This is a genomic window from Candidatus Binatia bacterium, from assembly GCA_036504975.1.
In the GTDB taxonomy this organism is placed as follows: Bacteria; Desulfobacterota; Binatia; order UBA9968; family UBA9968; genus JAJPJQ01.
In genome coordinates this window covers 14,343-28,144 of the sequence record DASXUF010000108.1, presented here as the reverse complement: position 1 = coordinate 28,144, position 13,802 = coordinate 14,343, and the positions used below count along the sequence as shown (strand labels likewise).

Genomic DNA, 13,802 nt, shown 5'->3' with positions numbered 1-13,802 from the left:
ATATGCTCGAAGCATTCTCCAGCGGCTTTTGGCAGGTGCTGGCGTGGCCGGCCTTCGGCTATTTATTGTTGGGCATCGGCATCGGCTTTTGGGTCGGTCTCCTGCCCGGCATCGGCGGCCTGGCGACGCTCGCTTTGATGCTGCCGTTTTCCTATACGATCAAGACGCCGATCGAAGCCTTCTCGTTTCTCCTCGGCATGCTCGCGGTGACCGGCACCACCGGCGATCTGACCTCGATCCTGTTCGGGATTCCGGGGGAAAGCTCTTCGGCGGCGCTCGTCCTCGACGGTTATCCGATGTCGAAGAAAGGCGAAGCCGGAAGAGCGCTCGGCGCGGCGATCATGAGCTCTCTCTTGGGCGCGACGATCGGCGCGCTGTCGCTGGCGATTTCGATTCCGATCATGCGCCCGCTGGTGCTTATGTTCGGCTCGCCCGAGCTGTTCATCATCACCATCATGGGGATCACCTTCATCGGGACGCTCGCCGGGGCGTCGCTGATCAAGGGGCTTTTGGCCGGCGGGCTCGGCCTGATGCTCGCGGCTATCGGCGTGGACCCGCAGACGGGGTCGCTGCGTTATACTTTCGGCCTGCTCTATCTCTGGGACGGCCTCGACGTGACCCCGGTCGTGGTCGGGCTGTTCGCCATCCCGGAGATCGTCGATCTCGCGGTCCGCGGCACGAGCATTTCCCAAGCTCCGAAGGAAAAACTCAAGGGAGTGATGGAAGGAGTGAAGGATACCTTCCGCCATTTCTGGCTCGTCGTCCGATGCAGTCTCATCGGAGTTTACTTCGGCGTGCTGCCGGTGCTGGGCGCCAACGTGGCGCAATGGATCGCGTACGCGCACTCGGTCGGCGGCCTGAAGGACCGGAAGCAAGCAGGCAAAGGCGCGATCGAAGGAGTGTTGGGTCCCGGCGCCGCTAACAACTCGACCCGCGGCGGCGATCTCATCCCGACGATCGCCTTCGGCATTCCCGGCAGCGCGAGCATGGCGTTGCTGCTCGGCGCGCTCTTGATCGTAGGTCTCCAGCCCGGTCCGGAGATGTTGAAGTCGCGTCTGGACGTGACCTTCGCCATGGTGTGGATTCTGATCATCTCCAACATCATCGTCGCAGGGATCTGCTTTCTGATTCTCAATCACCTGGCCGCCCTCACTTTCGTCCGCGGCTCGCTGCTGATTCCCTTTCTCGTCGTTCTCGTGTTCATCGGCTCATTCACCGCCAACAACAGCATCAACGACCTTTTGGTCACGCTCATCTTCGGCTGCCTCGGCTATTTCATGGTCCTCCACGGCTGGCCGCGGCCGCCGCTCATCCTGGGCCTCATCCTGGGAAAAATCGGCGAGAATTATCTGTGGATCTCGACTGCGGCGTACGGCGCGAAGTGGCTGCTCTTCAAGAGCGTGATCGCTCTGATCATCCTCACCATCGCGGTCGTCGCCTATCCGACGATCAAAGAGCGGCGCGGCAGGGCGAAGTACGACAGGCCGGAGGACGCGATCTGATTGCGGAGCCGGTTTTCTCCTTGCAACAAATATAATATAAGGAGGCCTTCAAATCATGCGCGTCTGCGCCATCGACATTCATCATCACTACGTCCCGCCATCTTTGCTGGACGAAGCACGGCAAGGAAAACTCGCCGGCGTTACCGCCAAGGACGGACGGAAAGGCGAAATCGCGATTTCATTCGCCGGAGAAGAGGCGTTCAATCTTCCCGAGGAGGTTTCCGGTTTAAAGAAAAGATTCGAGGCGATGGAGCGGGGCAAGATCGCCGTCGGTGCGCTCATCCCGCACACGTCGAGTCTGGGCTATCCCCTGGAAGGCAAACCGGGCGAGGCATGGTGCCGGCGTTACAACGAAGGCATCCGCGATCTCACGCTGAAGCATCCTGATCGCTTCGTCGGCCTGGCCGCCGCGCCGCTGCAGGATCCGCCGAGAGCGGTCGCCGTGCTGGAGCACGCGGTTCGGGAGCTCGGCCTCCGCGGCTGCATGATCGCGTCGAACGTGAACGGCCAATACTACAACAGCGACTTTTTCGATCCGTTCTGGCGCAAAGCGGAAGATCTCGACACGCTGATCGTGATGCACCCGGAAGACGTGGCCGGCGCCGAAAAGATGGGCCCGTACGGCCTCCGATTGATCTGCGGCAACCCGGCCGACAGCACGCTTTCTCTCGCGTATATGAGCTACAGCGGCGTCTTCGACCGCTTTCCGAACTTGAAACTCTGCGTGCTTCACGGCGGCGGATTTTTTCCCTATCAACTGGGACGTCTGGATCAGGGCTTCGCCGTCCGGCGCGGCGCGCGCGCCGTGTCGGCTGCGTCGCCGCCGAGCGTCCATCTCAAAAAGAATCTCTACTTCGACGCCATGGTCTACCGCGTGGACACGCTCGACTATTTGAGGCGAGTCGCCGGCGCGGATCATCTGATGGTCGGAACCGATTACCCCTACACGCTCGGAGACTGGCTCACCGTCGAGAAAGTCGAAGCCCTCGATTGCCCCCAAGCCGAAAAGCTCATGATCCTCGAAGGCACTGCGAAACGACTGCTCAAAATGCAATAATTTTTAATTTTGAATTTTGAATGCTGAATTCCCCTCCCCAATTTCAAGACTCAAAATTCATAATTCAACATTCTTGAGGTAAGCCATGCGCGACCGTTCACAATTCCCGACATTCTCCGATGCCGAGATGGCCGCGCGCCACCGGAGCGTGGCGGCGTTGATGGAGCAGGCCGACCTGGACGCCCTGCTCGTCTACGGCGCCGGCCGGTATGCTTCCGAGATCTACTGGCTGACGGACTGGCCCGGCGGGCGCGAAGCCTACGTGCTCTTTCAACGTGGCCGCGAGCCCGTGCTGCTCATGCAGCTCTACAACCACGTACCGATGGCGCGCGTGCTCTCGGTCATCAAAGACGTGCGCTGGGCGGGAGCGAACACGGGCAACGGCGCCGTCTTGCTTCTTCAAGAACGCGGCCTGGATGGAAAACGCGTTGGGCTGGTCGGGAGCATCCCGCACACACAATATCAAAAACTGCGCGACCGGCTTTCTCAAACTCAGTTCATCGAGACGGGCGGAAAGTTCAGAATGCTCCGGACCATCAAGAGCCAGGCCGAGATCGACCGCATTCGCCTCGCTTCGAAGTTGACCGACGAGTCGATGCAGGCCATTGCCGAAGGACTCAAGCCCGGCATGCGCGAAGACGAAATCCCCGCGCTGATCGAGCCGGTTTATCTAAGGGCCGGCGGCTATGCGGGCATCCATTTCATGAGCAGCATGCCGATGCGCAATCCGGATTTCCCCGTGCCGGCGCAGTACCAGTCGAATCGGCGGCTCGAGCCCGGCGATTGCCTCATCACGGAGATCAGCGGCGCCTATTGGGGCTACAGCGGCCAGATTCACCGGACTTATTCGCTGGGTGAAGGTCCGACGCCGGAATGGAAAAAGATTCACGACGCGGCGGTGGAGGTTTTCGGAGTCCTCGCCTCAGCGATCAAGGACGGCGCTTCGATCCGCGAGGCCGAAGAAGCCGCCGAGATCGTTCACAAACGCGGCTACACGATCTACGACGATCTGATCCACGGCGCCAACCAGTACCCGCCGATCTTCCAGACGCGCACGACCCGGCGCCATGAAGAAGGCGCCATCGTTTTTCGCGAGAACATGGTGATCGTCATCCAGCCGAACGTTATCACCCAAGACGAAAAGATGGGGCTGCAGTTGGGCGAGACGCTGGTCGTGCGCAAGAACGGCTGCGAGAGTTTGAACAAATTCCCGCGGGAGTGGATCGTCTGCCGGGCGTGAGCTGACTCGCAGCACTCCGCTTCGACAAGCTCAGTGCGAACGGACTACGAAGGCCCCAAGCCGATGCTGTGTCTTATTTTCCCTCTATTTGCGACGTGCAGTGAGGACAGCGCTTCGCCTTGATCGGTATGACGGACGCGCATTCGGGGCAGAGTTTGGTAGTCGGCGGGGCATCCTCGCCGCGATGCATCCGGTTGATCGCCCGCACGACCATGAACACGGCAAAGGCTACGATCAGGAAGCTGATGACCGAGTTGATAAACAGACCGTAGTTGATCGTTACCGCGCCCGCGGCCTTGGCGTCCGCCAACTTAAGGTAGGGTCCGGGATTCGTTCCGTGTTTTATAGCAAGAAACAAGTTGGAGAAATCCGCGCCTCCCAACAGCAAGCCGACCGGCGGCATCAACACGTCTTCGACCAGACTCTTGACGATAGTTCCGAACGCACCGCCGATGATCACGCCGACGGCCAGATCGACCACGTTTCCCCGCATCGCGAATTCTTTGAATTCCTTCAACATCCGACCACCCTCCTTCGATCGATCCGCCGGCATCAGGCGTACTGCGCGATGCCGTTGCCGAACGACCAGTTTTCCTTTTTGACTTCCACCAGACTGACGAAAACGTCTTCCATGCGCACGCCTAATTCTTTGTTCAGCCGCTCCGCCAGCGTCTTGTAAAATGACTTCTTGAGCTCCACCGTACGCCCTTCGTTCAGCGTGATCTGAATAAAGACGATTCCATCGGTGCGCCGGATGTCAAGATAGCTCGTATCGTAGATCAAGCTGTCCTTGTCGTGTTCGGTGATGACCTGAAAGTTGTCTTTTGCCGGAACGTTGATCGTCTCCACCATCGTGCGATAGATCGCGTCGCTGACTTTCTTGCCGAAGCCCTCGGGCTTTCCCTTCATCAACGAAATTCTAACCAGCGGCATACACCCTCTCCTTTTCTGTAGTTACCTCTCCACCTCTTCCATGACCGCCTTCGCGAACTCGGTCGTCGTCGCCGAGCTGCCGAGGTCGAACGTGAAGAGTTTGCGTTTGGTAAAAACGTTGACCAGCGCGGCGTAAATTCTGTCCGCGGCCTTGGTTTCGCCGATGTGCTTGAGCATCATCACCGCGGCGAGAATCATCGCCGTCGGATTCGCCTTGTTCTGCCCTTTGATGTCCGGCGCGCTGCCGTGGACCGCTTCAAAAATAGCGCAGTCGTCGCCGATGTTCGCCCCCGGAACGAGACCCAGCCCGCCGACCAGACCCGCGGCCAGATCGGAAATGATATCGCCGTAAAGATTCTCCAGCACGAGGACATCGTACTGGTATGGATTGATCACGAGCTGCATGCAGGCGTTGTCCACGATGACGTCTTTAGACTGAATATCGGGAAAATCTCTGGCCACGTTCCTCGCGCAGCGGAGAAAAAGCCCGTCGCTGAGCTTCATGATGTTGGCCTTGTGAACCACAGCGACTTTTTTTCGTCCCTGCTCGCGGGCCAGCTTGAAGCCGAACTGGGCGATCCGGGTCGAAGCTTTTTCGGTGATGATCTTGAGGCTTTCGACGACGCCCGGGACCACGACGTGCTCGATTCCCGAGTAGAGACCTTCCGTGTTTTCCCGAATCACGATCAGGTCCACATTTTCATACCGGCTCTTGACGCCGGGAAGGCTCTTCACCGGGCGAAGATTGGCGTAAAGATCCAGCGCCTTGCGCAGCTCGACGTTCGCGCTGCTGAAACCTTCGCCGATCGGCGTCGTCAGCGGCCCCTTCAGAGCGACTTTGTTTCTCTTGATGGAATCCAGGAGATCATCGGAGACCGTCTTGCCCGAGCGCACGAGTCCTTCCGCGCCCGCGACAAAGATCTCCCATTCGATCTCGACGCCCGCCGCTTTGACGATCTCCTGAGCCGGCTTTGTCACCTCCGGTCCGATTCCGTCGCCGGGGATCAGCGTTACGACGTGCTTCATCAAACTTCCTCCGAAATGGATCGTATCACACAATTTTCCTTCACGCAGGGCCCTATTTTCAAGCCAGCCAAAAGTGTTTCAGGTGCAACTATGCCCGCCCGGACGGGGGTTTCTCGAAGGACCGACATGTCCTCGCTTCGCTCGGAATTTCAAATCGTGGTTCGACCAGGCTCACCACCCTGAGGAAACTCGAAGGGCAGATTTCAGATCTCAAATTTGAGATTTGCCATTTGAGATCCCGAAGGGCTTGCATCGGCCCGGAGAGAGACTCCCGGCCGGGCGGGCCGTTGCAGAAGAGTGAATCGTCGGTTACTCTTTGACCTCCACACCTTCAGACAATGCTGACAAATATTTCCCGCCTCTTCTACGGCTGGCGCATGATCGCCATCGGCTCCGCGCTCCGTATTCTGGGAGGCGGCCTGTACTACTACGGCTTTTCCGTCTTCTTTCTTCCCTTGAGCCAGGACCTGGGATTGAACCGCGCCGCAACCTCTCTGGTCTTTTCTCTCGCCCGCGCGCAAGGCGCGTTCGAGGCGCCGGTCGCCGGTTATTTTCTCGACCACTACGGTCCCCGCCCACTGATCCTGGCGGCGATCGTCATGACCGGCATCGGCCACATGATGCTCTCGGGCGTCGAGAGTTACATCGGCCTGCTGATCGTCTACATGGGCGTGGTCTCGCTGTCGTTCCAGGCGGGATTCATGGACGCGCCGATGGTCATCGCCAACACCTGGTTCATCCGCAAGCGCACCATGGCGATGGCGGTCGTCAGCGCTTCGATCGGCCTCGGCGGTTTTCTGTTCACGCCCATCCTCGCCTACGCCGTCCACGCCTGGGGGTGGCGCAGCGCCGCGTTCGGCGCGGGCGTTGTTTTCCTGCTTGTCGGTCTGCCGCTCGCGATTCTCGTGCGCCGCTCTCCCGAAAGCATGGGCCTCCGCCCGGACGGAGACCTCGCTGCTCCCGCCGCAGGGGGCCTTGAGGATGCGCGTGATCGAAACGGGCAAAAAGAAATAAACTTCACGCTGTCCGACGCGATGCGCACGGCGGCGTTTTGGCTGCTGACTTTGGCGACCGGGCTCCGCATCGTAACGCTCTCCGCCATCAACGTTCACTACGTTCCCATCATGGTCTGGAAAGGCCTCAGCGAGCCGGGAGCCGCTTTTCTCTTGGGAGCGCAGGCTCTCACAGGATTGCCGTCGCACATGCTGATCGGCTGGATGGCGGACTACGTCGACAAGGGCAAACTCATGGCCGTCTGCATGGGCGTCGCCGCTTTGGGATTGATTTTTTTGATCTACGCGGAGAGCGAACGGCAGATCTGGCTTTTCCTCCCTTTGTTCACGGTCGTCGAATCCACGTTCCCCGTGAACTGGTCCACCGTCGGCGAGTTTTTCGGGCGCAAAAATTTCGCCAAGATACGCGGGACGATGAGCTTCGTGCAAACCTGGGGCGCGGTCATCGGGCCGGTCGCCGCCGGCGCGATTTACGACGGAACGCACAGTTACAACATCTTGCTTTGGGGCCTGGTGATCGTTTTATTGGTAACGGGATGCCTGTACGCGATGGTTGTCCGTCCTCCGTCCGCCGCCGGGCGGAAGGTTTCATAGGCGCTCCATAAAATGATCGTTCGACTTCGTTCCGTCACTAAAAAATTCGGCGACCGCTTGGCGGTGGATAGCCTCAGCCTGGATGTCCCGGCGGGGATTTGCTTCGGCCTGTTGGGACCCAACGGCGCGGGAAAGACCACGACGCTGCGCATGACCTACGGCGTCACCCGTCCGACGACGGGCACGATCGAAGTCTTTGGCCTCGACATCATGCAAAATCTCCGCGCCGTGCGTACGCGTCTCGGCGTCACGCTCCAGCAAAACGTCCTGATCGACGCGCTCACGCCCGAGGAAAATTTGCGCGTCTTCGGGCGCTATCACCTGCTCCACGAGCCTGAGCTTTCGCGCCGCATCGGCGAAGTCATCTCGTTTCTCGACCTCGGCTCGCACGCCAAAGTTCCGGTGAAGCAATTGTCGGGCGGCTTCCAGCGCCGCCTCGCGATCGCGCTCTCGCTGATGAACCGCCCGGAGCTTTTGATCCTGGACGAGCCGACGACCGGGCTCGATCCGGCGGTGCGCCTTGCCCTGTGGTCGCGCATACGCGAGCTGCGCGCAACGGGCACGACGGTGCTGCTCACCACCCATTACATGGACGAAGCCCAGCGGCTCTGCGACCGCGTCGCCATCGTATCGTCCGGAAAGGTCGTCGATGAGGGCCCGCCCGCCGCTCTAATCGCCGCTCATCTGGCGCCCGAAGCGGTGGAGGTCGACTGCTTTCCGAAGGAGGAAACCGCGTTGATCGACGGGGCGGTCGCGCCGCGCCGCTTACGCGTCGGTAACCGCGTTACCTTTTACCTCGACGACGCCACGCCCTTGATCGATCGCATCCGCGCCCACGACCACGAGACGCACCGGCCGCTCGTCGTCCGGCCGACGAATCTCGAAGACGTTTTTCTGGCGCTGACCGGAACCAGCCTGGAGGGACAACCGTGACCCATTCGACCCTTCTCACCCTTCGACGGGCTCAGGGTGACCCTGAGTTTATCGAATGGGTCAGGGTCATGGCGAGGAAGATCGAGCCATGAGCGTATCGATTCCGCATGCGCTGGCGGTGTGGCGGCGCGACGCGGCGATGTATCGCCGCACCTGGAAATGGAACATTCTGCCGAACTTCTTCGAGCCGGTGCTCTATCTGGTTTCGATCGGCGTCGGGCTGGGCGCTTACATCAACGACATGGCGGGAACTTCCTATATCGCGTTCATCGTTCCCGGTCTCGTCTCGGTCGCGGCCATGAACGGAGCGAGCTTCGAGGTGACGTATAACATCTACGTCCGGCTCAACTTCGAAAAGACCTACGATGCCATGCTCACGACGCCGATCGAGCCCGACGACGTGCTGGCCGGCGAAGTATTGTGGGCCATCACCCGCGCCTGCATATACGGCGGCTGCTTTTTTCTCGTGGTCGCGCTTGCGCGACTCGCTCCGCTGCCCTCCGCGCTCTGGGTGCTGCCGCTGATCCCCTTGACCGGATTGCTTTTCGCGGCGATCGGCATCGCCTTCTCTCTGAGAATCCTCACCATCGATCTGTTCAGCTTTTATTTCACCCTGTTTTTGACGCCGCTGTTTCTATTTTCGGACGTCTTTTTTCCGCTGGAAGAGCGGCTGCCAGCCGGATGGCTATGGGTGGGAGAGGCCCTGCCGCTGCTCCATCCGGTGCGCGTAGCGCGCGCGGCGTTTAGCGGAGAGGCGTCGGTAATACTTTTATGGGATATCGCTTACATGCTGGGAGCCTCGGCGCTGCTGCTCGCCTGGGCGCGCTACAGCGTCGAGCGAAGGCTGACGAATTGATGAGGGTTCTAACTATTTTGTGGTATCAATAAGCTAAAGCTAACGGTGAAAGTAGCGGAGGGCAGGCGGCAACTATAATAGTACACCAAAAGTGCCAGTGAGCGCCGGAGGCTCGAAGCTCTGCCGACGCTCAAGATCCGCCGGTTAACGGGTATGGCTATAGCTGTAATGTGGTTGTTTCGGCTTGCTCCCAATCGTCGCAATCTTTAACAAACCCGCTACGAATACAACCAGAGAGATTATTGTGTGTAGTTCTGCTTCCATGTGCTTCTCCTTTGATCCTTCGATTGCTTTCTCCGGGTGTCGCCGTGACGAACCTGGATTTGAGCAACATCCGTACCAAGCGAATCTTGGGCTAAGTAATCCAATTATCAGGCGCTTTTTCCGACATGAGACTAGAGAAAGCGGACCAAAATTTGGCAACTAAGCCGAGCTTTCGCACAATAATGAATGATCGATCAATTTAGGGGGACAAGAGGGCATGGGGCACTGCTGGGCCGTTGTTATTCATACCCGATCGCCGAGACGATCGGAATCGACGCCGCCCGTTTGGCGGGGAAATAGCCGGCGAGAAGGCATAGTCCCACGGACGCAATGATAGAGAGAACGGCGACTTCGGTAGGATAGTAGTACTGGAAGGTCCAACCGGTGAGGAATTTGGTGTTGTAAACGACGTGGTGATAAGACATGACGGCGCCGGCTATAAGTCCGAGAACGCCGCCCAAGAGTCCGATCCAGCCCGCCTCCGCCAGCACCATCCCGCGGACTTGCTTCCGGGTCGCGCCGATCGCGCGCAACACGCCGATCTCGCGCGTGCGGTCGAGCACGGACGCCAGCAGAGTGTTGATGACACTGAAGATCGCGACCACCACGGCGACGATCTCGACGGCGTAATTTACGGCGAACGATTGTTGCATGAGGCCGACGACGTTCCGCTTCAGCTCGCCGTGCGTGCTGACGAAAAGCTGGTACGGCGCGCCGTAATCGCGGTTGATTTTATCGATGACCGCCTGCTGATCGGCGCCGCGCGCGAGCCATAGATCGAAGGCGTCCACCAGATCGTCGCCCCACAGCTTCTTGTAGACATCGCGCTCGATCAGCACGCTGCCGGAATCGGACGTGTAATCGACGTAGATACCGATAATTTTAAAAGAGACCGGCCCGGAGGGCGTGGTAAGCCGGATGACATCTCCGGCGCGCTTGCCGAATTTGTCGCAAAAGCTCTCGCTCACGACCACTCCCGCCCCCTCGGCCATCTGCCTCAACGCGGTTTGTCCGTCGCCGGCGATCATAGGCAGCGTGCGGACGCGCGCCGATCTTCGGGCGGAAAAAGATTGGATCAGGACCGGCTTGCCTTCGTAGCTAGAGCGGATCAGCCGATAAAAATCCACGACCGCGACTCCGGGGACCGTCTCCAGCCTGGCGCCGAACTCTTCCTTCAAAGGAACGTTGACCGGGCCCGCCGTCTTGGCGCCCGAATGCACGACCAGGTCCGCCGTTACCATGCGGTCTACCCATAAAAGCAACGACTCGCGGACGCTGGTGACGAAGGCCGCAACGGTGAAAATAGCCGCGAGACTGATCATGAGCGTCGCAATGGTGGTTCCCGATCGTCCCGGCACGCGCCTGAGACTGTCGCAGGCGAGCCGGGCTTCGGTGCCGAGAAATCCGGAGCCCCGGGGCAAGCGCGCCATCGCCCGCCAGAAGAGCCCGGCCCACCAGAAAACCAGCGGCGGCGAGAGAAAAGAAAGCCCGAGGAGAAAGAGCATCATCGCCACGACGCCGAGGGTGAACTTTTCCACTCCGCCGCCTGAGATGGAGGGCGCGAGCGCCGCCAGCGCCGGAGATAGAACGAGCAGCGCCAGGCCAACGCGCGGAGCCCGCGATACTCCGCGCGAACGCGGCCGCCACACCGTCTGGCGGGCGCTTTCCAGCGGCGTCACGCGCGCCGCCTGCCAGGCGGGATAGATCGCGGCCAGAACCGCAACTCCCATGCCGCACGCGAGGCCGATCCAGATTTCACGCGGAGTAAAGCTGCCGCTCCTAAGATCCATTTGAAGGAAAATGCTGTTGACCGTCTGCCCCACCACGAGCAGGGCCGCGTGGGCCAGAAATATTCCCGCAAAAACTCCCGCGAGCGATCCGGCGCCCGCGACCGCCAGCGCCTCCATGATGAACAGCGACAAAATCTGCCTGCGGAGCACGCCGAGGCAGCGGAGCGTTCCGATCTCGCGCTTGCGCTGGACGACGGAGACGGAAACTGTGTTGTAAATGAGAAAAAAGCCGACGAACAAGGCGACGAGACTGACGAAGAAAAGTCCGACGCGGAACGAAGTCATCAGCGACTCGACCTGCTCGCCGCGCTCGCGCGGCCGCGCGACATTGGCCGCGCCGCCGAGCCGGCCCTGGATCCGTCGCCGCACGGCATCGACCTTCTCTCCAGGCTCGATCGTCAGGTCCACGACGTCGAGCTTTCCGTCCTTGCCCAACGCTATCTGGGCCGCCGGCAGATCCAGCAAAGCGAAATTGCCACCGAAAACCTTCGCCGCTCCCTGCTCGCGCAAGAGCGCGCGCACGGTGTAGTCCCGCACACCCCGGCTGGTCGCGAGGCGAAGGGTCGAGCCTACCGGCAGGTTCATGCGCCGGGAAAACGTTTCGGTGACGGCGATCGAGTCCGGCCGGGCGATGAAGTCCAGAGCGCTCTCCAACTCGGACGTACCGCCGGCGAACTCGTGCTCGCGGATCGACGCATCGGCGAGGAAATCGACGCCGTAAACGTACAGTTTCTCTCCCTTAATTCCCACCAGCGGAAGAAATCCGTCCACCGCCGGAGCGGCGTCGACCACGCCTTCGGTATCTCGAACTGCCGGAAAGAGAGATTCCTTAAAACCGCTCTCGCCGTTTTCGACCTGCAGCACGGCCTTGCCCGCAATCAATTCGATAGTCCGTTGGAACGAGCCGACGAGCGTACGGTTGACGAGAGCGATGGCGACGATCACCGCGACGCCGAGGACAACGCCGAGGAAAGTGAGAAACGTCCGCAATCGATGGCGCATAAAGTGGCGCCAGCTTAAGTAGCCGAGCAGGCGGAGCATCAGCCTTTCTCCTCTTCGAGGACGCCATCCTTCAAGTGGATCACGCGATCGCCGAAAGCGGCGGCGGACCGGTCGTGCGTCACCATCACCACGGTCGAGGCTTCTTGCCGGTTGATATCGCGCATCAACTGCAAAATGGCCCCGCCCGTCTTGGAATCGAGGTTGCCGGTGGGCTCATCGGCGAGCAGAATCGGCGGGCTGAAAACCAGCGCGCGGGCGATAGCCAGGCGCTGGATCTCGCCGCCGGAGAGTTCCTCCGGGAGATGGTTGGCCCGACCCGAGAGACCGACCCGCTCGAGGAGAGCTGCCGACTTGGCGCGCGCCTCGGTCTCCGTTCTGCCGTCTAGAATCGCCGGCAGCGCCGCGTTCTCGATCGCCGTGAGCGTCGGCAGCAGGTTGAAAAACTGAAAGACGAAGCCGATCTTTTCGCGTCTGAAGAGCGTCACCTCGTCGTCGCCCATCTGCGAGATCACTTTGCCGCCGATCGCGATATCGCCGCGCGTCGGCCGGTCCAGTCCGCCGATCAAATGAAGCAGCGTGCTTTTCCCCGACCCGCTCGGCCCCATGACCGCCACAAACTCGCCTTTGGTGATTTCCAGCGTCACTCCGGCCAGGGCCGTAACCTCGCTCGCGCCTTGCTTGAATGTCTTGTGAACGTCGATCAGACGGATCATGCGGTGAAAAAAGTCCGGACGCCTTCAGCCCTCAAGCGCAAGCCGCTCCGGGCGAGGTCAATAGTTTCTGTGGCTCGAGGGCCAACCCCTCCTGCCGCCCCAGTGCTACTTACTCCCCTCGTCAGGGCCTGCCGTGTCGCTTCGCGTCCCTGTGCCCTCTGCCCTTCGGGCTCGCACTCTCGGGCCTCGTGCCTCCACGCGGACACGGTTCCGCAGGGGGCGAGAATGAAAGCCGCAGTCACAGGGACGCGTAGTCCAACGACTTGTGGGGTGCTTGGTAGACCGGAACTTGGGTATATCGGTTGCTTGCTGCAGCGCAAACAACTCGACGGAAATCTCAAGGCACGATCTATTGCCTGCGGCTGGAAGGCTTGCCCCTGAGGAACCAGTGAGGCTCGCTCTATAAGATATGATTCCGGATGGGATAAATAATCCTGGCCAGTGATTCGCATCTTCGCAGCCTACTGTTCTCTCCCTTAGGAATCGGTCAGAGACAAAATCGGAACTTCCAGTTCCACAACGTCTTCTCCTCGCGCATGCGCCGCCTCGACCAGCGCCAGGTGGGCTTTGACTGTGTACGTAAGAGCAGCCAAATCCACGCCCATATGGACCGCCGGATAGGCTTCGAGCTTTGCCAGACCCGTGCGCCAGAGCTTGATCGCGCCGATGAGAACGCCCTGCTCCCACTTTAAATAGCCGGCGGCGATCTGAATCAGTCCCTGGTAGAACGCGCGGTCTTCGCCGTGCTCTTCGAGCCAGATCTCCTCCAGGCTCTCGTGGCATTCGAAGAACAACCGATTGTTGAACTCGTCGATGCCTTTGATCAGTCGCGGATCGCGAACGGCTTCCATGTTGCGGCCTATTCCTTATAATAGCTCG

General features: G+C 60.2%; 12 protein-coding genes. 6 read left to right on the top strand and 6 right to left on the bottom strand.

What is annotated here, in order from left to right; genetic code table 11:
* Nucleotides 1–2 precede the first annotated feature (2 nt).
* From VGL70_14605 to VGL70_14595, 3 genes are all read left to right on the top strand, one after another.
* Nucleotides 3–1,502, top strand: a complete 1,500-nt coding sequence (locus VGL70_14605) for a tripartite tricarboxylate transporter permease (protein ID HEY3304759.1) — start codon at nt 3–5, stop codon at nt 1,500–1,502.
* A gap of 55 nt (nt 1,503–1,557) precedes the next feature.
* The gene (locus VGL70_14600; GenBank protein HEY3304758.1) at nt 1,558–2,559 is read left to right on the top strand and encodes an amidohydrolase family protein; all 1,002 of its coding nucleotides are present in this window, start codon (nt 1,558–1,560) and stop codon (nt 2,557–2,559) included.
* 85 nt (nt 2,560–2,644) lie between these two features.
* Nucleotides 2,645–3,799 carry a Xaa-Pro peptidase family protein gene (locus VGL70_14595; GenBank protein HEY3304757.1) on the top strand — a complete coding sequence of 385 codons (1,155 nt, stop codon included), beginning with the start codon at nt 2,645–2,647 and terminating at the stop codon, nt 3,797–3,799.
* 73 nt (nt 3,800–3,872) lie between these two features.
* Here VGL70_14595 and mscL read toward each other — a convergent pair whose 3' ends face one another.
* The 3 genes from mscL to VGL70_14580 are packed head-to-tail and all read right to left on the bottom strand — an operon-like array spanning nt 3,873 to nt 5,758.
* Complete coding sequence (gene mscL / locus VGL70_14590) at nt 3,873–4,319, bottom strand: large conductance mechanosensitive channel protein MscL (protein HEY3304756.1); 447 nt, start codon at nt 4,317–4,319, stop codon at nt 3,873–3,875.
* 32 nt (nt 4,320–4,351) lie between these two features.
* Entirely contained in the window at nt 4,352–4,732 is a 381-nt protein-coding gene (locus VGL70_14585) for a tautomerase family protein (GenBank protein ID HEY3304755.1), read from the bottom strand.
* 21 nt (nt 4,733–4,753) lie between these two features.
* Complete coding sequence (locus VGL70_14580) at nt 4,754–5,758, bottom strand: isocitrate dehydrogenase (NAD(+)) (GenBank protein HEY3304754.1); 1,005 nt, start codon at nt 5,756–5,758, stop codon at nt 4,754–4,756.
* A 338-nt stretch (nt 5,759–6,096) separates the two neighbouring features.
* Between VGL70_14580 and VGL70_14575 the strand changes: the two genes are divergently transcribed.
* The 3 genes from VGL70_14575 (at nt 6,097) to VGL70_14565 (ending at nt 9,154) form a co-directional block, all read left to right on the top strand.
* Nucleotides 6,097–7,365 carry an MFS transporter gene (locus VGL70_14575; GenBank protein HEY3304753.1) on the top strand — a complete coding sequence of 423 codons (1,269 nt, stop codon included), beginning with the start codon at nt 6,097–6,099 and terminating at the stop codon, nt 7,363–7,365.
* Nucleotides 7,366–7,377: 12 nt separating this feature from the next.
* Nucleotides 7,378–8,298: an ABC transporter ATP-binding protein gene (locus tag VGL70_14570; protein ID HEY3304752.1), complete on the top strand. Its 921-nt coding sequence runs from the start codon at nt 7,378–7,380 to the stop codon at nt 8,296–8,298.
* Between the two features lie 88 nt (nt 8,299–8,386).
* Nucleotides 8,387–9,154 carry an ABC transporter permease gene (locus VGL70_14565; protein HEY3304751.1) on the top strand — a complete coding sequence of 256 codons (768 nt, stop codon included), beginning with the start codon at nt 8,387–8,389 and terminating at the stop codon, nt 9,152–9,154.
* 503 nt (nt 9,155–9,657) lie between these two features.
* Here VGL70_14565 and VGL70_14560 read toward each other — a convergent pair.
* The 3 genes from VGL70_14560 to VGL70_14550 all read right to left on the bottom strand — a co-directional run bounded on the left by VGL70_14560 (nt 9,658) and on the right by VGL70_14550 (nt 13,774).
* On the bottom strand, nt 9,658–12,249 hold the full coding sequence (locus VGL70_14560) for an FtsX-like permease family protein (protein HEY3304750.1): 2,592 nt from the start codon (nt 12,247–12,249) through the stop codon (nt 9,658–9,660).
* A complete protein-coding gene (locus tag VGL70_14555; protein ID HEY3304749.1) occupies nt 12,249–12,923 on the bottom strand; it encodes an ABC transporter ATP-binding protein in 675 nt (224 codons plus the stop codon). The genes VGL70_14560 and VGL70_14555 overlap by 1 nt, the downstream gene beginning before the upstream one ends.
* Nucleotides 12,924–13,399: 476 nt before the next feature.
* Nucleotides 13,400–13,774: a DUF309 domain-containing protein gene (locus VGL70_14550; GenBank protein HEY3304748.1), complete on the bottom strand. Its 375-nt coding sequence runs from the start codon at nt 13,772–13,774 to the stop codon at nt 13,400–13,402.
* Between the last annotated feature and the right edge of the window lie 28 nt (nt 13,775–13,802).